18 protein-coding genes and 1 pseudogene are annotated in these 18,171 nt (G+C 55.0%); 8 read left to right on the top strand and 11 right to left on the bottom strand.

Annotated elements, in window-relative coordinates:
• Position 1: 1 nt before the first annotated feature.
• Genes livG through livK form a run of 4 tightly spaced genes read right to left on the bottom strand, consistent with a single transcriptional unit; the run spans position 2 to position 4,135 of the window.
• On the bottom strand, positions 2-769 hold the full coding sequence (gene livG, locus ACH0WD_RS12375; RefSeq protein ID WP_000082083.1) for a high-affinity branched-chain amino acid ABC transporter ATP-binding protein LivG: 768 nt from the start codon (positions 767-769) through the stop codon (positions 2-4).
• Positions 766-2,043, bottom strand: coding sequence for a branched chain amino acid ABC transporter permease LivM (gene livM / locus ACH0WD_RS12370; protein WP_000803766.1), 1,278 nt, complete (start codon positions 2,041-2,043; stop codon positions 766-768). The genes livG and livM overlap by 4 nt, the downstream gene beginning before the upstream one ends.
• A complete protein-coding gene (gene livH, locus ACH0WD_RS12365; RefSeq protein WP_000003005.1) occupies positions 2,040-2,966 on the bottom strand; it encodes a high-affinity branched-chain amino acid ABC transporter permease LivH in 927 nt (308 codons plus the stop codon). Before livH ends, livM begins: the two co-directional genes overlap by 4 nt.
• 59 nt (positions 2,967-3,025) lie before the next feature.
• Positions 3,026-4,135, bottom strand: a complete 1,110-nt coding sequence (livK, locus tag ACH0WD_RS12360) for a high-affinity branched-chain amino acid ABC transporter substrate-binding protein LivK (RefSeq protein WP_000822977.1) — start codon at positions 4,133-4,135, stop codon at positions 3,026-3,028.
• A gap of 421 nt (positions 4,136-4,556) precedes the next feature.
• Between livK and panM the strand changes: the two genes are divergently transcribed.
• Both panM and ACH0WD_RS12350 read left to right on the top strand, forming a co-directional pair.
• Positions 4,557-4,940: an aspartate 1-decarboxylase autocleavage activator PanM gene (panM, locus tag ACH0WD_RS12355; protein ID WP_000778873.1), complete on the top strand. Its 384-nt coding sequence runs from the start codon at positions 4,557-4,559 to the stop codon at positions 4,938-4,940.
• Positions 4,918-5,021, top strand: a pseudogene (locus tag ACH0WD_RS12350) (hypothetical protein); the annotation flags it as partial. The gene panM and the pseudogene ACH0WD_RS12350, both read left to right, overlap by 23 nt.
• 41 nt (positions 5,022-5,062) lie before the next feature.
• On the opposite strand, the gene livJ reads toward ACH0WD_RS12350, so the two are convergent.
• The 5 genes from livJ to ftsY all read right to left on the bottom strand — a co-directional run bounded on the left by livJ (position 5,063) and on the right by ftsY (position 10,782).
• The gene (livJ, locus tag ACH0WD_RS12345; protein WP_001747710.1) at positions 5,063-6,166 is read right to left on the bottom strand and encodes a branched chain amino acid ABC transporter substrate-binding protein LivJ; all 1,104 of its coding nucleotides are present in this window, start codon (positions 6,164-6,166) and stop codon (positions 5,063-5,065) included.
• A 321-nt stretch (positions 6,167-6,487) separates the two neighbouring features.
• On the bottom strand, positions 6,488-7,342 hold the full coding sequence (gene rpoH, locus ACH0WD_RS12340; RefSeq protein WP_000159621.1) for an RNA polymerase sigma factor RpoH: 855 nt from the start codon (positions 7,340-7,342) through the stop codon (positions 6,488-6,490).
• A 245-nt stretch (positions 7,343-7,587) separates the two neighbouring features.
• Positions 7,588-8,643 carry a permease-like cell division protein FtsX gene (gene ftsX, locus ACH0WD_RS12335; protein ID WP_001081707.1) on the bottom strand — a complete coding sequence of 352 codons (1,056 nt, stop codon included), beginning with the start codon at positions 8,641-8,643 and terminating at the stop codon, positions 7,588-7,590.
• Entirely contained in the window at positions 8,636-9,304 is a 669-nt protein-coding gene (ftsE, locus tag ACH0WD_RS12330) for a cell division ATP-binding protein FtsE (RefSeq protein WP_000617729.1), read from the bottom strand. Before ftsE ends, ftsX begins: the two co-directional genes overlap by 8 nt.
• Before the next feature lie 2 nt (positions 9,305-9,306).
• Complete coding sequence (gene ftsY / locus ACH0WD_RS12325) at positions 9,307-10,782, bottom strand: signal recognition particle-docking protein FtsY (protein WP_001118684.1); 1,476 nt, start codon at positions 10,780-10,782, stop codon at positions 9,307-9,309.
• Positions 10,783-10,907: 125 nt separating this feature from the next.
• Between ftsY and rsmD the strand changes: the two genes are divergently transcribed.
• Together rsmD and ACH0WD_RS12315 are read left to right on the top strand one after the other, a co-directional pair.
• The gene (gene rsmD / locus ACH0WD_RS12320; protein WP_000743275.1) at positions 10,908-11,504 is read left to right on the top strand and encodes a 16S rRNA (guanine(966)-N(2))-methyltransferase; all 597 of its coding nucleotides are present in this window, start codon (positions 10,908-10,910) and stop codon (positions 11,502-11,504) included.
• Entirely contained in the window at positions 11,494-11,763 is a 270-nt protein-coding gene (locus tag ACH0WD_RS12315) for a DUF1145 family protein (protein WP_000906759.1), read from the top strand. Before rsmD ends, ACH0WD_RS12315 begins: the two co-directional genes overlap by 11 nt.
• 21 nt (positions 11,764-11,784) lie before the next feature.
• Here the strand turns inward: ACH0WD_RS12315 and ACH0WD_RS12310 are convergent, their stop codons facing one another.
• Positions 11,785-12,156: a DUF2500 domain-containing protein gene (locus ACH0WD_RS12310; RefSeq protein WP_000042852.1), complete on the bottom strand. Its 372-nt coding sequence runs from the start codon at positions 12,154-12,156 to the stop codon at positions 11,785-11,787.
• A gap of 141 nt (positions 12,157-12,297) precedes the next feature.
• Between ACH0WD_RS12310 and ACH0WD_RS12305 the strand changes: the two genes are divergently transcribed.
• The 3 genes from ACH0WD_RS12305 to ACH0WD_RS12295 all read left to right on the top strand — a co-directional run bounded on the left by ACH0WD_RS12305 (position 12,298) and on the right by ACH0WD_RS12295 (position 17,051).
• Positions 12,298-12,924 (top strand): lysoplasmalogenase, encoded by a 627-nt coding sequence (locus tag ACH0WD_RS12305; protein ID WP_000964735.1) that lies wholly within the window; start codon positions 12,298-12,300, stop codon positions 12,922-12,924.
• A gap of 80 nt (positions 12,925-13,004) precedes the next feature.
• On the top strand, positions 13,005-15,203 hold the full coding sequence (gene zntA, locus ACH0WD_RS12300) for a Zn(II)/Cd(II)/Pb(II) translocating P-type ATPase ZntA (RefSeq protein ID WP_000106674.1): 2,199 nt from the start codon (positions 13,005-13,007) through the stop codon (positions 15,201-15,203).
• 204 nt (positions 15,204-15,407) lie between these two features.
• The gene (locus ACH0WD_RS12295; protein WP_000789679.1) at positions 15,408-17,051 is read left to right on the top strand and encodes a methyl-accepting chemotaxis citrate transducer; all 1,644 of its coding nucleotides are present in this window, start codon (positions 15,408-15,410) and stop codon (positions 17,049-17,051) included.
• Between the two features lie 23 nt (positions 17,052-17,074).
• On the opposite strand, the gene tusA is transcribed toward ACH0WD_RS12295, so the two are convergent.
• A complete protein-coding gene (tusA, locus tag ACH0WD_RS12290; protein WP_001541054.1) occupies positions 17,075-17,320 on the bottom strand; it encodes a sulfurtransferase TusA in 246 nt (81 codons plus the stop codon).
• Between the two features lie 169 nt (positions 17,321-17,489).
• Between tusA and ACH0WD_RS12285 the strand changes: the two genes are divergently transcribed.
• A complete protein-coding gene (locus ACH0WD_RS12285) occupies positions 17,490-18,155 on the top strand; it encodes a 7-cyano-7-deazaguanine/7-aminomethyl-7-deazaguanine transporter (protein WP_001518097.1) in 666 nt (221 codons plus the stop codon).
• Positions 18,156-18,171: the final 16 nt, after the last annotated feature.

Below are 18,171 nucleotides of genomic sequence, written 5' to 3'. Positions count from 1 at the left end.
CTTATGCCTCACCCAGATAAGCGCGGATGACGTCCGGGTTGTTGCGGATCTCTTCCGGCGTGCCGTTCGCCAGCGGCGTGCCCTGGTTCACCACGTAAATGCGATCGGAAATGCCCATCACCAGCTTCATATCGTGTTCAATCAGTAATATGGTGGTGTTGTGATGGTTACGTAGTTCGGCAATCAGCTCATCCAGCTCTTTGGTCTCTTTCGGGTTAAGGCCAGCCGCCGGTTCGTCGAGCATCAGAATTTCTGGCTGCGTCACCATGCAGCGGGCAATCTCCAGCCGGCGCTGGTCGCCGTAGGCCAGATTACTGGCCTGGCGGTTGGCATGTTCCAGCAGGCCAATACGCTCAAGCCAGGTCGCCGCGCGGTCCAGCGCTTCGCTTTGCGCGCGGCGGAAAGCGGGCGTTTTCAACAGGCCGGAAAAGAGGCCCGTTTTCAGTTGCTGGTGCTGCGCCACCAGCAGGTTTTCAATCACCGTCATTTCGCGAAACAGGCGAACATGCTGGAAAGTACGTACCACGCCCATGCGGGCGATCTGCTGGCCCGGCAACCCTTCCAGATGCCGCTCGCGCAACGTGATCGTACCGCCTGTCGGCTTATAAAAACCGGTCAGGCAGTTAAACACCGTCGTTTTACCCGCGCCGTTAGGGCCAATCAGCGACACAATTTCCCGCTCACGCAATTCCAGCGATACATTGTTGACCGCCAGCAAACCGCCAAAGCGCATCATCAGGCCGTTAACCGCTAATAATGGCTGACTCATGCCTGCTCTCCTTTCGCCTGACCACTTTTCAGCTTCAACTGCGGACGCGTCATCGGCAACAATCCCTGCGGGCGCCAGATCATCATCAACACCATCAAACCACCGAGCATCAACATGCTGTATTCGTTGAAGTCGCGCATCAATTCGCGCGACACCACCAGCAGAACCGCCGCCAGGATCACCGCAAACTGCGAGCCCATTCCGCCCAGCACCACAATCGCCAGCACGAAGGCGGATTCGGCGAAGGTGAAGGATTCCGGGCTGACAAAGCCCTGGCGGGCGGCAAACAACGTCCCGGCGAAACCGGCAAACGCGGCGCTGATAGTAAAAGCGGTCAGCTTGATGCGCGTCGGGCTTAAACCTAATGAGCGACAGGCGATCTCATCCTCACGCAACGCTTCCCACGCCCGGCCCAGCGGCATACGCAGCAGGCGGTTAATGACAAACAGCGACAGGACCACCAGCAACAGGGCCACCAGATAGAGGAAAATGACCCGGTCGGATGGGTCGTACTTCACGCCAAAGAAATTGCTGAAGGTATCCCAGCCGCCTTCGCGGGTGCTGCGGCTAAACTCCAGACCAAACAGCGTCGGTTTGGGGATCTGGCTGATACCGTTCGGGCCGCCGGTAATTTCAGTGTTGTTGAGCAGCAGGATACGGACGATTTCGCCGAAGCCGAGCGTCACAATCGCCAGATAGTCGCCGCGCAGACGCAGTACCGGGAAGCCGAGCAGGAAACCAGCGGCGGCGGAGACCAGTCCCGCCAGCGGCAGGCAGGTCCAGAAACCCAAACCATAATAGTGGTTGAGCAGCGCAAAGGTATAAGCGCCGATGGCGTAAAAGCCGCCGTAGCCCAATACCAGCAGGCCGGACAGCCCCACCACCACGTTCAGCCCCAAACCGAGGATGATATAAATCATGGTCATAGTGGCGATATCCACGCTACCGCGCGACACCATAAACGGCCACGCCACGGCGATAACCAGCAGCGCCATCAGAAACAGCTTTTGCTTAACGGTAGAGCCATCGATCGCCGGCAGAATAAACTTCGGTCCGGAGACATGCTTCACCGCTTTCTGGAACATCGGACGCAACAACTGAAAGAAAAAAACCACTGCCGTACCGATAAAGATCCACTGCCAGCGGATGTCGGCGGCGGTATCCACCACCAGTTTGGTGCCGTCCAGCTCCAGTTGTACGCCCATGAAGACGCCAGCCAGAACGAAGAACATCGCCGCAGAGAATAGCGCCATCGCAATATGCATCGGTTTCATACTTTCTCTACCTCCGGACGCCCCAGGATACCGGTCGGCATCACCAGCAGTACCAGAATCAGCAGAGCGAACGATACGACATCTTTATATTCGGTACTTAAATATGCAGACGAGAGCGCTTCGGCGACGCCCAAAATCAGACCGCCGATCATCGCGCCCGGAATGCTGCCAATCCCGCCCAGCACCGCCGCGGTGAACGCTTTCATCCCGGCCATAAAACCGATGTAGGGGTTAATCACGCCATAGAACTGGCCGAGCAGCACGCCCGCCACCGCCGCCATTGCCGCGCCGATAACAAACGTTAGCGCAATGACGCGGTCGGTATTAATGCCGAGCAGACTGGCCATTTTCAGATCCTCCGCGCAGGCGCGGCAGGCGCGGCCCATCCGGGAGTAGCGAATGAAAATGGTGAGCGCCAGCATAGCCAGAAAGGTGACTATCCAGATAACCGCCTGCATGGTGGTGATGGACGCGGCAAAGTTTTCGCTGCTGCCCACAATCCACTGGCCGTTAAACAGGCTGGGTAACGCCACGTCGCGCGAACCTTCCGTCAGGCTGACGTAGTTTTGCAGAAAGATGGACATCCCGATGGCGGAAATCAGGGCGATCAGGCGCTTGGAATTGCGCACAGGCCGGTAAGCGACTCGCTCGATACTCCAGCCGTAGGCGCTGGCAATAATAATCGCGCCGATAAATCCGGCGGCCACCAGGAGCCAACTGGTGTCTATTCCCATCATCATTAGCGCGGCGATGATCATAAAAGAGACGTAGCTGCCGATCATATACACCTCGCCATGAGCGAAGTTGATCATGCCGATAATGCCGTACACCATCGTATAACCGATAGCAATCAGCGCGTAGGTGCTCCCCAGCGTGACGCCGTTAAACATCTGCTGCAAGAAATAGAGAAACTGCTCGGACATAAGGTAACCTTTTTAAACCCGCCCGGCGTGCGGGCGGTGGGATAACTTATCTTCTGGCATTACTTCGCGACGGTTGACGAGCCGTCGGCGTGCCACTGGAAGACGCCAAATTCAAATCCCTTAAGATCGCCTTTTTCATCCCATTTCAGCGGCCCAATAACGGTATCAGCCCCGTTCGCTTTAAGATCTTTCACCAGATCCAGTGGAGCATGGCTGGCGCTACGCGTCATTGCGGTCGTCAGCGACTGGACGGCGGCGTAGGTGATCCAGACGTACGGACCGCTGGGATCTTTCTTGTCGGCTTTCAGCGCCTCGACAATCGCCTTATTCGCCGGGTCTTGGTCATAACGTTTTGGCATCGTCACCAACATGCCTTCCGCCGCACCGCCCGCAATATTGGACAGCGACGCGTTACCCACGCCTTCCGGCCCCATAAATTGCGTTTTCAGGCCATTAGCCCGCGCCTGGCGCAGCATCTGCCCCATTTCCGGGTAGTAGCCGCCGTAATACACAAAGTCGATATTCTCTTTTTGCAAGCGAGCAATCAGGGCGGAGAAATCTTTTTCACCGGCGGTAATACCATCAAAAAAGACAATATTGGCATTGCCCTGCTTCAGGCCATCCTGCACGGAGCGCGCCAGTCCTTCGCCGTATTGCTGTTTATCGTGAATGATAGCGATGCGCTGCGGTTTCACCGTTTCCAGGATGTATTTCGCGGCCGTTGGCCCCTGGGAGGAGTCCAGGCCGGCGGTACGCATAATGTACTGATAGCCGCGCTGGGTCAGCTCCGGGTTAGTCGCCCCCGGGGAGATCATCAGAATACCTTCATCTTCATAGATATCGGATGCTGGCTGAGTAGAAGAAGAACACAAGTGACCAATAACGTACTGAATACCGTCGTTAACGATTTTGTTGGCCACCGCCACCGCCTGTTTTGGATCGCAGGCATCATCGTACTCTACGCCGACCAGCTTATCGCCTTTAATACCGCCTTTAGCGTTGATGTCTTTAATGGCCTGGCGCGCGCCGTTAAATTCCATATCGCCCCATTGCGCTACCGGGCCGGACATCGCCCCGACTATGGCGACTTTAATATCATCTGCCATTGCCCCCTGCGAGACTGCTAATGCAACAATCCCTGCGATTATTGTTTTCGCTTTCCGTTTCATGTGCCTGTATCCCCATTCGTGATGTTATATGTTTTGTTTTTTGCTGGTTAAAAAGCAGACTGTACTTTTTATAAATGGTGCGCTTTTTACTGACTCATTAATGAGTTAGCGCAGAATTTAAAGCATAATAAGATTAAAATCTCTATTTTTCAGTCTATTAAGAAAAGATAATATTCTGCTTTTCGCTATAGATAAACAAAAAAAAGCACGCTTGTCAGCATAAAATAACGGCATATTAAGCGGAATAATTCACTAGCATTCAGGGAATTATGCTGCCTGTTTTCCATTCTCTAATGCTTCAAACTGTAATTATCGTTGTTAAAAAATTAATAACCTGGTAAATGACACCAAAAAGAGAAAGCATCTGGCCTGCCTGTTTCGGTACACTGATCGCATCTTTTGAAATCGGGACAAGCCGTCGATGAAGCTGACCATTCTTCGTTTAGAACACTTTAGCGCTCAGGATCAGATCGATCTGGGCAAAATCTGGCCGGAATATTCCGCCTCCTCATTAAGCGTAGATGAAACGCACCGGATTTATGCCGCGCGGTTTAACGAACGTTTGTTGGGCGCCGTAAGAGTGACGCTGAGCGGAACGCAGGGCGCGCTGGATTCCTTACGCGTGCGTGAAATCACCCGTCGCCGCGGCGTCGGGCAATACCTGGTAGAAGAAGTCATCCGCGATAATCCCAACGTCTCGTCGTGGTGGATGGCGGATGTCGGTGTTGAAGACCGTAGCGTGATGGCCGCGTTTATGCAGGCGTTAGGCTTTACCGCACAGCATGACGGCTGGGAGAAGCGCTAAAAGAAAGCCGGATGGCGCTGACGCTTATCCGGCCTACATGCCGGGAGCAAAAAATAAAAAACCACCTCGCAATTTTCCAGGTATGTAGGCCGGGTAAGGCGAAGCCGCCACCCGGCACTCAATTACTTAGCGTCTGTCGCCGTACCATTCGCATGCCAGTCAAACACGCCGAACTCAAATCCTTTCAGATCGCCTTTCTCATCCCACGACAGCGGTCCCATTACGGTGTCGACCGTGGCGCCTTTCAGGTATTTGGCGATTTCCGCCGGATCGTCAGACTGGTTCAGACCCGCCTGCAACGATTGCAGCGCGGCGTAGGTGGTCCACACGAATGCGCCGCTAGGATCTTGTTTCTTGGCTTTGATGGCATCCACAATCGGTTTGTTCGCCGGGACCTGATCGTAGTTCTTCGGTTTGGTGACCAGTAAGCCTTCCGCCGACTCTCCGGCGATGTTAGACAGCGAGACGTTCGCCACCCCTTCCGGCCCCATAAACTGGGTTTTCAGCCCTGCGGCGCGGGACTGGCGCAGGATCTGCCCCATTTCCGGGTGATAACCGCCGTAGTAGACAAAGTCGATATTCTCTTTCTTCAGGCGCGCTACCAGAGTGGAGAAATCTTTTTCGCCGGCGGTGATGCCGTCAAAGAATACGACGTTAACGCCGCCTTTCTTCAGACCGTCCTGCACCGCGCGCGCCAGCCCTTCGCCGTACTGCTGCTTATCGTGGATAATCGCGATGCGCTGCGGTTTTACCTTCTCCAGAATATACTTTGCCGCCGTTGGTCCCTGGTCAGAGTCCAGGCCGGTCGTGCGCAAAATCAGGTTATAGCCGCGCGCGGTCAGCTCCGGCGCGGTCGCCGCCGGGGTTATCATCAGGATGCCTTCGTCTTCGTAGATATCAGACGCTGGCTGTGTGGAAGAGGAGCATAAGTGACCGATAACATACCTGATGCCGTCGTTCACCACTTTGTTAGCGACCGCTACCGCCTGTTTCGGGTCACAGGCGTCATCATATTTCACCGCGACGAGCTTATCGCCTTTAATACCGCCTTTCGCATTGATATCGGCAATTGCCTGCTCCGCACCGGTAAATTCCTGGTCGCCATACTGCGCCACCGGACCGGACATCGCGCCGACAACCGCGACTTTAATGTCCTCGGCGAATGCCATATGGCTTAATGACAGGGCGATACATCCTGCCAATAACGTTTTACCCTTCATATTCATCCTGATAATCCCCATTATTCTGGTTGTTACGTGTGTTGTGGTGTTATTGTTCAGCACTTTATTTCGATTATTGGCTAGCTACCCGTGCTTTAGCAGCATACTCTGCTAAAACATACCCGATTTTTATTATTTTGGAATAGCTAAATTTACATCCAGATAACAGATTTGTGTCGGTGGGGGAGAGGAAGGGCCCGTAGGCCCGATAAGCGAAGCGCCATCGGGCAAACGTGTTGCCGGATGGCAGGGTAAACGCCTTATCCGGCCTACAAAAAACAAAACCCCCGAATTCACATTCGAGGGTTCATTGGCAACTCGCGAAGATTACGCTTCGATCGCAGCGCGAAGCTTTTTCATGGCGTTCTTTTCAAGCTGGCGCACACGCTCAGCGGAGACGCCGTAACGATCGGCCAGCTCCTGCAACGTAGACTTATTGTCTTCGTCCAGCCAGCGAGCGCGGATAATATCCTGGCTACGCTCGTCGAGCCCCTGCATCGCGTCGGTCAGTCGGTTGGCGGCCTGCTCTTCCCAGTTATCGTCTTCAATGCCGTCGGCAAAGTTAGACGATTTATCCTGCAGATACAGCACCGGCGCCATTGGCTGGCTGTCGGACTCATCGTCCGAAGACATGTCAAACGTCATGTCCTGCGCCGCCATACGCGACTCCATCTCACGCACGTCTTTACTGGAAACACCCAGTTCGCGCGCCACCATTTCAACCTCATCCTGATTAAACCAGCCCAGACGCTGCTTGGTTTTACGCAGATTAAAGAACAGCTTACGCTGCGCTTTCGTGGTTGCGACTTTAACGATACGCCAGTTACGCAGCACGTATTCGTGAATTTCTGCTTTAATCCAGTGTACGGCGAAGGAAACCAGGCGCACGCCTACTTCCGGGTTAAAACGACGTACGGCTTTCATCAGGCCGATGTTGCCTTCCTGGATCAAATCCGCCTGCGGCAGACCATAGCCCGCATAGTTACGAGCAATATGAACAACAAAGCGCAGGTGAGACAGGATCAGCGTTTTAGCTGCTTCCAGATCGCCCTGGTAATGCAGCCTTTCAGCCAATGCCCGCTCCTCGTCAGCCGATAACATCGGCCACGCGTTCGCCGCCCGGATATAAGATTCCAGGTTGCCAACAGGGGCTAAAGCTAAATTTTGCATTTCTTTGGTCATTCAAATCCTCTCAATCAGTATTGCCTGGCACCGTCAGCGAGCAACAACCGTGCCAAAGCCGATGAGCAACGAGAATATCACCCACTCTTTTATCAGACAGTGATTTTATCCACAAGTTCAATGTAACACTGTGCATAATTTGCACAAATCTTGTGACATAAAGATGACGCGCGGGGAAGAGACAACAGGGACTCTTTCCCTGCGAACGGAAGCCCATTGCAGGGAAAGATTATACCACGATTTTATCAATCGGGAGTAAAGTGACGTAAATGTTGCACCGTGGCCAGCCAGGCGGCGATCCAGCCAATCATGGAACAGACCAGCAGCAGCAACAGGCACTCATCGAACGATAAGCCATTGAGATCAAACTTCGTGCCGAAGACCTGCGCCACTTCAGTCACCGCCGATGATAAACGCATCACCAAAATTTCAGACAATATCAGTGAAAGAAACGCGCCGGAAAAACCGAGCAACGCGCCGCCGTAGAGGAACGGACGCAGGATAAAGCCATCGGTCGCGCCAATCAGCTTTTGCACGTTAATGGTGTCGCGACGGGCAAAAATGCTCAGGCGCACGCTGTTGCCGATAACGAGGAAGACCGCCGCGACCATCAGCACGCCGATCATCGCCGACACGCGGCCCACCAGCCCGGTGAGCGCCGCCAGGCGCGCAAACCAGCTATCATCCATGCGGACTTCGTCAATGCCGTTAATCTGCGAGATACGGTCGCGCAGCGTATTAAGCGAAGCGGTACTCTGGAAGTCCAGCTTGGGGATCACCACCGCCACCGCCGGTAGCGGGTTCTCTTCCAGCATATCCAGCGCGCCGCCAAAACCCGACCAGTTGCGGAATTCTCCCAGCGCGTCCTCACGGGACAGGTAGTTGACCTTCTCAACGCCCTGCTCGGCCTGAAGCTGCCCAACAACCCGTGCCGCCGCGTCATCATCCAGCGTTTTTTGCAGATAAACGGTGATCTGCGGCGACGGATAATACTGAGTCGCCGCCTGGTTGACGTTCTTATAGACCATGTAACAGACGCTGGGCAGCGTCAGGGAGATGGCGATCACCATCACCGTCAGAAACGTCGCCAGCGGTTTGCTTTTCAGATCTTGCAGCGCACCGTGCCAGGCATAGCGCACCTGCTCATTAAAGACGTTCGTTTTACGTGAGTTCGGTTTCGGCGTCGGCTTCTGGCGTCCTGGCGCGTTGCGCCCGCCGCCTGTTCCGCCGCGAGACTTACGCAGTCGATCCAGCCGTCCGCCGAACTGCCTGATTTGGTTAATCGCGTCGCGCCTATTCATTGGCCAGGCCTCCATGCAGATGTCCATCGCTCAGGACGAGCTGCCTATAGGAACGACGGGAGATAAGTCCAATATCGTGCGTCGCCATCAGTACCGTCACCCCTACGCGGTTAAACTCTTCAAACAGACGTAAAATCCCTTCCGACAACGCGTCGTCCAGGTTCCCGGTCGGTTCATCCGCCAGCAATACCGCTGGCTTATTGACCACCGCGCGGGCGATGCCCACGCGCTGTTGTTCGCCTCCGGAGAGTTGAATCGGGAAGTTTCTCGCTTTGTCCAGTAGTCCAACCTTATCCAGCGCCGCCGACACACGACGACGGATATCATCGCCGCTGGCACCGGCAATGATTAACGGTATCGCCACATTGTCATAGACCGTGCGATCCATCAGCAGATGGTGATCCTGGAAAATCATCCCAATCTGGCGGCGCAAAAACGGCACTTCGCGGTTTTTCAGGCGCGTAATATCATGCCCGCTGAAGAAGATTTTGCCGGCGCTGGGCCGCTCAATCCCACAGATTAGCTTCAGCAGGGTACTTTTCCCCGCGCCGGAGTGGCCGGTCAGAAACGCCATCTCGCCTGGCCGCATATGGAATGTCACTCCCTGCAGCGCTTGTCTCCCGCCGAGATAGGCCTTGCTGACATGTTCAAAGCGAATCATTGTTAATCCTCTCGGGCAAAAAGTGCCTCAATAAAATCGTCCGCCTTAAACGGACGCAAATCCTCGATACGTTCGCCCACGCCAATGTAACGGATAGGAATGCCAAACTGGTCAGCTACCGAGAAAATCACCCCGCCTTTCGCCGTACCGTCCAGCTTGGTCAGGGTAATACCGGTTAAGCCTACCGCTTCATGGAACAGTTTGGCCTGGCTTACCGCGTTCTGTCCGGTGCTGGCGTCAATGGTCAGCATAACTTCATGTGGCGCTTCTTCGTCCAGCTTTTTCATGACGCGAACGATTTTTTTCAGCTCTTCCATCAGGTGCGACTTGTTCTGCAGACGCCCTGCCGTATCGGCAATTAACACATCCACATTACGCGCCTTCGCGGCCTGGATAGCGTCAAAAATCACCGAGGCGGAGTCCGCGCCGGTATGCTGGGCGATAACCGGAATGTTGTTACGCTGTCCCCAGACCTGTAGCTGTTCGACCGCCGCCGCGCGGAAAGTATCCCCCGCCGCCAGCATCACTGATTTACCCTGCTGCTCAAACTGGCGCGCCAGTTTACCGATAGTGGTGGTTTTACCCACGCCGTTCACGCCAACCATCAGAATAACAAAAGGCGTTTTACCTTCAATATTAAGCGGTTCGTCTACCTTCGCCAGAATCTCGCCCATCTCGTCTTTCAACAGACCATACAGCGCCTCGGCATCTTTAAGCTGTTTGCGGCTGGCGCCTTCCGTCAGATTAGCGATAATCTTACGCGTGGTTTCTACCCCGACATCAGCGATGAGCAACTGCTCTTCCAGCTCCTCGAACAAATCATCGTCGATTTTCTTGCCGCGGAACAGACTGATAAATCCGGAACCGAGATTTTCTTTGGTTTTCAGCAGACTGCGTTTCAGGCGGGCAAAGAAACCTTCTTTAGTCGGTTTTTCCTGCTCCTGAACGATCGCTTCCACCGGCGCGTCTTCTTCCGCCGACGGAACAACCATCACCGCCTCTTCCGCCGCCTGAGCGGCCAGCGCCTGCGCTTCCAGCTCTTCGTCGGTGAATTTCGCCGCGTTTTCGCCCTCTTCTTCTACCGCGGCAATGACTTCTACGGTTTCCGCTTCGGCCTGCCACTCTTCCGCCGAGATAGCCTCGTCTTTGACCTCTTCCGGCAGCGGCAATTCCTCGCGTTCCACCGCGATCTGCGGCGCTGCCGTCTCAATGGCCGCCGCGGGCTCCGGCTCTACCGGCTGCGGTTTTTCGCTCTCCTGAACTTTCTCAGTAACGTCCACCACCTCTTCCGCAAAGGCTTCGGTTTCTGCTTTGCTGTGCGCGGGCGTTTGCGCGTCTACGTCTGCCGCCGTTTCAACAGGGGGCTCAACCGGTCGTTGTTCCTCAACAATCTGCTGTTCTTCGGTCTGTTCCTGCTTCTGCTCTTTATCACCGAAGCCCAACCAGGAAAAGAAGCCACGTTTTTTCTGTTTTGCCATCTGCGACTACACCCCTCGCGGCGCTATATACATGGAAGCTAAAAAAATGATGAAATAGTCTATCACTTAACTTAATTCACATCACCGCCTGGAATAACTTGCAACAGGCGGTTCGAGCAAGAGAAATGAAAAAACCGACTCACTCTGGCAGCGGCCAAATCCGCATTATTGGCGGGCAATGGCGTGGCCGTAAATTACCGGTTCCGGACAGCCCGGGTCTGCGTCCCACCACCGATCGCGTGCGCGAAACGTTATTTAACTGGCTGGCTCCGGTAATGGTAGACGCCCATTGTCTGGATTGCTTTGCCGGCAGCGGCGCGCTGGGTCTGGAAGCGCTATCGCGTTATGCGGCCCAGGCAACGTTACTGGAAATGGATCGCGCCGTATCGCAGCAGTTGCAAAAAAATCTGGCGACGCTGAAAGCCAACAATGCTCGCGTCGTCAATACCAATACTCTGGCCTTCCTCAGCCAGCCGGGGACGCCGCATCACGTCGTCTTTGTCGACCCGCCGTTTCGTAAAGGGCTGCTGGAAGAGACGTTACAATTGCTGGAAACCCAGGGATGGCTGGCCGACGACGCGCTAATTTATGTAGAAAGCGAGGTGGAAAACGGTCTGCCGCCCGTTCCGGCGAACTGGGCATTGTATCGAGAAAAGGTGGCCGGACAGGTCGCTTATCGTCTGTATCAGCGCGACGCGCAAGGAGAAAATGATGTTGATTAATCTGGGCCGCTTATTAATGCTCTTCGTGTGGGCATTTTTGATTCTTAATCTGGTGCATCCCTTCCCGCGCCCGCTCAATATCTTCGTCAACGTGGCGTTGGTGTTCATGGCGCTGATGCACGGTATGCAACTGGCGCTACTGAAATCAACGATACCGAAAGAGGGTCCGCAGATGACGACGGGAGAGAAAATCCGCATTTTCCTGTTCGGCGTGTTTGAGCTGCTGGTCTGGCAGAAGAAGTTTAAGAACAAAAAATAACGTTTGCTGCCGGATGACGGTTTATTCGTTATCCGGGGTACGGCTAACAAACCCGACGAACCGCGTTCCCTTATAGCTCAGCGTACCTTGATCGCCCACCGTCAAAGCGTGGTACTGCTGCGCTTGTAAACGGAACGTTTTTTCGAGACCGCCATTGAGCGGCTTAAAACTGGCCTCATAGCGCATACTGGTTCCCGCCGGGCTCACTTCCTGCTGGCGAGAGCGTCGGTCGTTAACCGGCTTCTCCCGTTTACTGCTGACCACGACCAGCTTTTGCTGTAACGGCGCCGCCTCATTAGCGGCTTTTTCCCGCCGTTGCTGAACGAAGCGAAACGACGCGGCAACCACGATTAATGCGATGATTATAATGAAGAAAAGCGGTGGCTTACTCATACTGTTAACCTGTCAGAAAATGCGGAAATAAGCATACCCTGCCCGTTATAGTGTTGTCATCTGACCGTCACGGCCTCTACACTGAATAATAGAGCCGCAAGCATACCGTTTGCGAAAAAATAACGAATTCAAGGAATTAAGATGCTTTGGTCGTTTATCGCTGTCTGCCTGTCCGCATGGCTGTATGTGGACGCCTCCTATCGCGGGCCAGCCTGGCAACGCTGGGTTTTTAAGCCCGTCACGTTATTACTGTTGCTGTTACTGGCCTGGCAAGCGCCGATGTTTGACGCCATCAGTTATCTTGTGTTGGCCGGACTGTGCGCCTCGCTGGTCGGCGATGCGTTAACGCTCTTGCCGCGTCAACGCCTGCTGTACGCCGTCGGGGCATTTTTCTTATCGCATCTGCTCTACACCATTTACTTTGCCAGCCAAATGACGTTGTCGTTCTTCTGGCCGCTGCCGCTGGCGTTACTGATAGTCGGCGCGTTGCTTATCGCCGTTATCTGGACGCGACTGGAGGAGCTACGCTGGCCGGTATGTACTTTTATCGCCATGACGCTGGTCATGGTCTGGCTGGCGGGCGAACTGTGGTTCTTCCGCCCAACGGCGCCAGCCCTTTCGGCCTTTACCGGCGCGACGCTGCTGTTCATCGGCAATATCGTCTGGCTGGGTAGCCATTACCGCCGCCGTTTCCGGGCGGATAACGCGATTGCCGCCGCCTGCTACTTTGCCGGACACTTCCTGATTGTTCGCTCGCTGTACCTGTAAATAATAGCGCTTGACTCTGGAGTCGACTCCAGAGTGTATCCTCCGGTTAATGAGAAAATTATCATCAACCGGAGGACGTTATGTCGACCCCTGATACCGATGGCAAAAAAGTCCCGCCCTTTACCTCCTTCAGATTAGCCCCGGCAATACAGAAGGCCGATAGCTGCTGCTGCGAAGAACATTGCGCGTCCAGCGCGCCTGTTTCTACTGCCGTGGCAGGCACGCGCTATACCTGGAAAATCTCCGGCATGGACTGCGCCGCCTGCGCCCGAAAAGTGGAGAGTGCGGTCCGCCAAATTCGCGGCGTCAACCAGGCGCAAGTGCTGTTCGCCACCGAAAAGTTAGTGGTCGATGCCGACGCCGACCTCCGCGCGCAAATTGAACGCGCCGTACAGAAGGCGGGTTATACCTTGCGTAGTGAAGATTCGCGCGACGCCGCGCCTGAATCTCGTCTTAAAGAGAACCTGCCGCTTATTACGCTGATCATTATGATGGCGATAAGCTGGGGGCTGGAGCAATTTAACCACCCGTTCGGCCAACTGGCCTTTATCGTCACCACTCTGGTCGGTCTGTATCCTATTGCCCGCCAGGCGCTGCGGCTGATGAAAAGCGGCAGTTGGTTCGCTATTGAAACGCTGATGAGCGTCGCCGCCATTGGCGCGCTGTTTATTGGCGCGACGGCGGAAGCAGCAATGGTATTGCTGCTGTTCCTCATCGGCGAGCGCCTGGAAGGATGGGCCGCCAGCCGCGCCCGTAAAGGCGTCAGCGCGTTAATGGCGCTTAAACCGGAAACGGCGACCCGTCTGCGCGACGGCGTGCGGGAAGAGGTCGCTATTAATACCCTGCGACCGGGCGATATTATCGAAGTCGCCGCCGGGGGGCGTTTACCCGCCGACGGTAAACTGGTTTCCGGTTTCGCCAGCTTTGATGAAAGCGCGCTCACCGGCGAGTCTATCCCTGTGGAGCGCGCAACGGGCGACAAAGTCCCGGCAGGCGCGACCAGCGTTGACCGTCTCGTCACCCTGGAGGTGCTATCTGAACCTGGCGCCAGCGCGATTGACCGTATCCTGACGCTGATTGAAGAGGCGGAAGAGCGCCGTGCGCCCATTGAGCGGTTTATTGACCGTTTCAGCCGCATCTATACGCCAGTCATTATGGTCATTGCGCTGCTGGTGACGCTTATTCCGCCGCTGATGTTCGATGGCGGCTGGCAGGAGTGGATTTATAAAGGGCTGACGCTGCTATTAATCGGTTGCCCGTGCGCGCTGGTGATCTCCACGCCCGCGGCCATTACCTCCGGGCTAGCGGCGGCGGCACGGCGCGGCGCATTGATTAAAGGCGGCGCAGCGCTGGAGCAACTGGGCCGTATCACGCAGGTCGCCTTTGATAAAACCGGTACGTTGACCATCGGTAAACCACGGGTGACGGCGATTCATCCGGCAAGCGGTATCAGCGAGGCTGAACTGTTGGCGCTGGCGGCAGCCGTAGAACAAGGCGCTACGCACCCGCTGGCACAGGCTATTATCCGCGAAGCGCAGACACGCGATCTGGCGATCCCGACGGCGGAATCGCAGCGAACGCTGGCCGGCACCGGGATTGAAGCGCAGGTTAACGGCGAACGTATTCTGATTTGCGCGGCGGGAAAACAGCCTGCGGCAGCGTTTGCCGGGCAAATTAGCGAACTGGAAAACGCCGGGCAGACGGTGGTTCTGGTGCTGCGTAACGAGACCGTACTTGGCGTCCTCGCCCTCCAGGATACGTTGCGTGACGATGCGCGCGACGCCATCCGCGAACTGCATCAGTTAGGCGTTAACGGCGTGATTCTGACCGGCGATAACCCACGGGCGGCGGCAGCGATTGCCGGCGAGCTGGATCTGGCATTTAAAGCCGGACTACTGCCGGAAGACAAGGTGCGGGCAGTCACCGCCCTTAACCAACAAGCGCCGCTGGCGATGGTGGGCGACGGCATTAATGATGCGCCCGCGATGAAAGCCGCCAGTATCGGAATTGCGATGGGCAGCGGTACTGACGTCGCGCTGGAAACGGCTGACGCCGCCCTTACTCATAACCGTCTGCGCGGGTTAGCGCAGATGATTACGCTGGCGCGCGCTACCCACGCGAATATCCGGCAGAACATCACCATTGCGCTGGGGCTGAAAGCTATTTTCCTGGTGACGACGCTACTTGGTTTTACCGGGCTATGGCTGGCAATCCTGGCGGATACGGGAGCCACGGTATTGGTGACCGCCAACGCGCTACGTTTGCTGCGTAAAAAATAATCCTCTCCCGCCCGGCGGCGTCGCGTCGTGTCGCCGGGTTATCCCGCGATATTCCTTTCTTTGTACATATTATTCACGCGAAAATTATTTATTTTCTATTACTTATCAAACCATTAATCAGAAATAGCGTGATTTGATGTAAGGTTAATTTTTATCCAACCGATATTGATCATACCGTCTACAAAATAAGGAATGTTAGGCACTATGAAAAATATCAAAGTCATCACCGGCGTTATCGCGACGCTGGGCATATTTAGCGCCTTATTGCTGGTGACAGGAATACTGTTTTATTCCGCCGTCAGCAGCGATCGGCTGAATTTCCAGAATGCGAGCGCACTGAGTTACCAACAACAGGAACTGGGCGGCAGTTTTCAGACATTGATCGAAACCCGCGTCACCATTAACCGCGTGGCGATACGCATGTTAAAAAATCAGCGCGATCCCGCCTCACTGGATGCCATGAACACGCTGTTAACCAACGCTGGCGCGTCGCTCAACGAAGCGGAAAAACATTTCAACAACTACGTGAACTCCGAAGCGATCGCGGGCAAAGATCCGGCGTTGGATGCCCAGGCCGAAGCCAGCTTTAAGCAGATGTATGACGTTTTGCAGCAGTCTATCCACTATCTTAAAGCCGATAATTACGCCGCCTATGGCAACCTTGACGCGCAAAAAGCGCAGGATGACATGGAGCAGGTATATGACCAGTGGCTCTCTCAAAATGCGCAATTAATAAAATTAGCCAGCGATCAGAATCAGAGCAGTTTTACCCAGATGCAATGGACGCTGGGGATAATTCTACTTATCGTACTCATCGTGCTGGCGTTTATCTGGCTGGGGCTGCAACGCGTTCTACTCCGCCCGCTGCAACGGATTATGGCGCACATTCAAACGATCGCCGACGGCGATCTTACCCATGAGATAGAGGCCGAAGGACGCAGTGAAATGGGCCAACTGGCCGCCGGTCTCAAAACGATGCAGCAGTCGTTAATCCGTACCGTCAGCGCGGTGCGCGATAACGCAGACTCTATCTATACTGGCGCAGGCGAAATTTCCGCCGGCAGCAGCGACCTCTCTTCCCGTACCGAACAGCAGGCCTCGGCGCTGGAGGAGACCGCCGCCAGCATGGAACAGTTAACCGCCACGGTACGGCAAAACACCGATAACGCACGACAGGCGACGGGTCTGGCGAAAACCGCATCAGAAACCGCGCGTAAAGGAGGACGCGTGGTGGATAACGTAGTGAACACCATGAACGATATCGCCGAAAGTTCGGAAAAAATCGTGGACATCACCAGCGTGATTGACGGTATCGCCTTCCAGACTAATATCCTGGCGCTGAACGCCGCGGTAGAAGCCGCCCGTGCCGGCGAACAGGGGCGAGGATTCGCGGTCGTGGCCGGAGAGGTACGCACGTTGGCCAGCCGTAGCGCGCAGGCCGCCAAAGAGATCAAAGTGCTGATTGAAAACTCCGTGTCGCGCATTGATACCGGCTCTACGCAGGTACGCGAAGCGGGAGAAACCATGAAAGAGATCGTCAACGCCGTGACCCGCGTAACCGATATTATGGGCGAAATCGCCTCTGCCTCCGATGAGCAAAGCAAAGGCATTGAGCAGGTGGCGCAGGCGGTATCGGAAATGGACAGCGTGACGCAGCAAAACGCCTCGCTGGTAGAGGAATCCGCAGCAGCGGCGGCGGCGCTGGAAGATCAGGCTAACAAACTTCGTCAGGCGGTCGCCGCGTTCCGCATCCAGAAACAGCCTCGTCGGGAGGCGTCGCCGACGCCGTTAAGCAAAGGCTTAACGCCACAGCCCGCCGCAGAACAGGCGAACTGGGAAAGCTTCTAATCAGAATGTTATCTGCCGTGCGGTTAATGCGCTTTACGCAATAAATAGCGGTACGGCAGACCCTCCGTCTCTTGCGCCAGCAAATCGTGTTCCATAAAGGTACAGAACCCCGGAATATCACGCGTCGTCGCCGGATCGTCGGCGATAATCAGCAATGTTTCGCCAGTTTGCATGTTGCGCACCGTTTTGCGCACCATCATTACCGGTTCAGGGCAACGCAGCCCCAGGGCGTCAAGCGTATGGTCAGGGGAGGAAAACAGATCGCTCATCTTCGTCTCAATAGTAGAAAAACGGCGATATTTTACGCCCATCTTCGTCAGTAAGCCAGGCAGGTTAACGATTGCGTGAAAATTAGCCATTGCAATGCCAGCGCAAAACAGTATTATGCGGCGGTTCTTTATTGGGTTCCCTCACCCCATCCAACAAAAAGGTCACAATATGACTCCGTTTACACAATCACAGCGCGTAAAAGCGTTGTTCTGGCTATCGCTATTCCATTTACTGGTGATCATTTCCAGTAACTATCTGGTGCAGCTCCCCATCACTATTTTTGGTTTCCACACGACCTGGGGCGCGTTTAGTTTTCCTTTTATTTTTCTCGCCACCGATCTTACCGTGCGTATTTTTGGCGCACCGCTGGCGCGCCGCATTATCTTCGCCGTCATGATCCCTGCGCTGCTGGTGTCATATGTGGTGTCATCGCTGTTCTATATGGGCGCCTGGCAAGGTTTCGCCGCGCTGGCGAACTTTAATCTGTTTGTCGCCCGTATCGCCGCCGCCAGCTTTATGGCCTACGCGCTGGGACAGATCCTTGATGTCCATGTGTTTAACCGCCTGCGCCAAAATCGTCGCTGGTGGCTGGCGCCGACCGCTTCAACGCTGTTTGGCAATATCAGCGATACCCTTGCCTTTTTCTTCATTGCGTTCTGGCGAAGCCCCGATGCCTTTATGGCCGGGCACTGGATGGAAATTGCGCTGGTGGATTATTGCTTTAAGGTGCTCATCAGCATTATTTTCTTCCTGCCGATGTACGGCGTTCTACTGAATATGTTGCTGAAAAAGCTGGCAGATAAATCTGAAATTTCCCCATTACCGGCAAGTTAAAGGTTCGTTTTCCGAG

The sequence above is a fragment of the Salmonella sp. 2020_1395 genome (assembly GCF_043848115.1).
Classification (GTDB): Bacteria; Pseudomonadota; Gammaproteobacteria; order Enterobacterales; family Enterobacteriaceae; genus Salmonella; species Salmonella enterica.
Note: the sequence above shows the minus strand (reverse complement) of the source record. Positions and strands in the feature narration are given on the sequence as shown.

Coding starts and splice junctions, on each gene's coding strand:
- rpoH (WP_000159621.1), bottom strand. CDS start 7,342: ATGACCAAAGAAATGCAAAATTTAGCTTTAGCCCCTGTTGGCAACCTG.
- livG (WP_000082083.1), bottom strand. CDS start 769: ATGAGTCAGCCATTATTAGCGGTTAACGGCCTGATGATGCGCTTTGGC.
- ACH0WD_RS12305 (WP_000964735.1), top strand. CDS start 12,298: ATGCTTTGGTCGTTTATCGCTGTCTGCCTGTCCGCATGGCTGTATGTG.
- livK (WP_000822977.1), bottom strand. CDS start 4,135: ATGAAACGGAAAGCGAAAACAATAATCGCAGGGATTGTTGCATTAGCA.
- zntA (WP_000106674.1), top strand. CDS start 13,005: ATGTCGACCCCTGATACCGATGGCAAAAAAGTCCCGCCCTTTACCTCC.
- ftsY (WP_001118684.1), bottom strand. CDS start 10,782: ATGGCAAAACAGAAAAAACGTGGCTTCTTTTCCTGGTTGGGCTTCGGT.
- livJ (WP_001747710.1), bottom strand. CDS start 6,166: ATGAATATGAAGGGTAAAACGTTATTGGCAGGATGTATCGCCCTGTCA.
- panM (WP_000778873.1), top strand. CDS start 4,557: ATGAAGCTGACCATTCTTCGTTTAGAACACTTTAGCGCTCAGGATCAG.
- ACH0WD_RS12315 (WP_000906759.1), top strand. CDS start 11,494: ATGTTGATTAATCTGGGCCGCTTATTAATGCTCTTCGTGTGGGCATTT.
- tusA (WP_001541054.1), bottom strand. CDS start 17,320: ATGAGCGATCTGTTTTCCTCCCCTGACCATACGCTTGACGCCCTGGGG.
- ftsX (WP_001081707.1), bottom strand. CDS start 8,643: ATGAATAGGCGCGACGCGATTAACCAAATCAGGCAGTTCGGCGGACGG.
- rsmD (WP_000743275.1), top strand. CDS start 10,908: ATGAAAAAACCGACTCACTCTGGCAGCGGCCAAATCCGCATTATTGGC.
- livH (WP_000003005.1), bottom strand. CDS start 2,966: ATGTCCGAGCAGTTTCTCTATTTCTTGCAGCAGATGTTTAACGGCGTC.
- livM (WP_000803766.1), bottom strand. CDS start 2,043: ATGAAACCGATGCATATTGCGATGGCGCTATTCTCTGCGGCGATGTTC.
- ACH0WD_RS12285 (WP_001518097.1), top strand. CDS start 17,490: ATGACTCCGTTTACACAATCACAGCGCGTAAAAGCGTTGTTCTGGCTA.
- ACH0WD_RS12295 (WP_000789679.1), top strand. CDS start 15,408: ATGAAAAATATCAAAGTCATCACCGGCGTTATCGCGACGCTGGGCATA.
- ftsE (WP_000617729.1), bottom strand. CDS start 9,304: ATGATTCGCTTTGAACATGTCAGCAAGGCCTATCTCGGCGGGAGACAA.
- ACH0WD_RS12310 (WP_000042852.1), bottom strand. CDS start 12,156: ATGAGTAAGCCACCGCTTTTCTTCATTATAATCATCGCATTAATCGTG.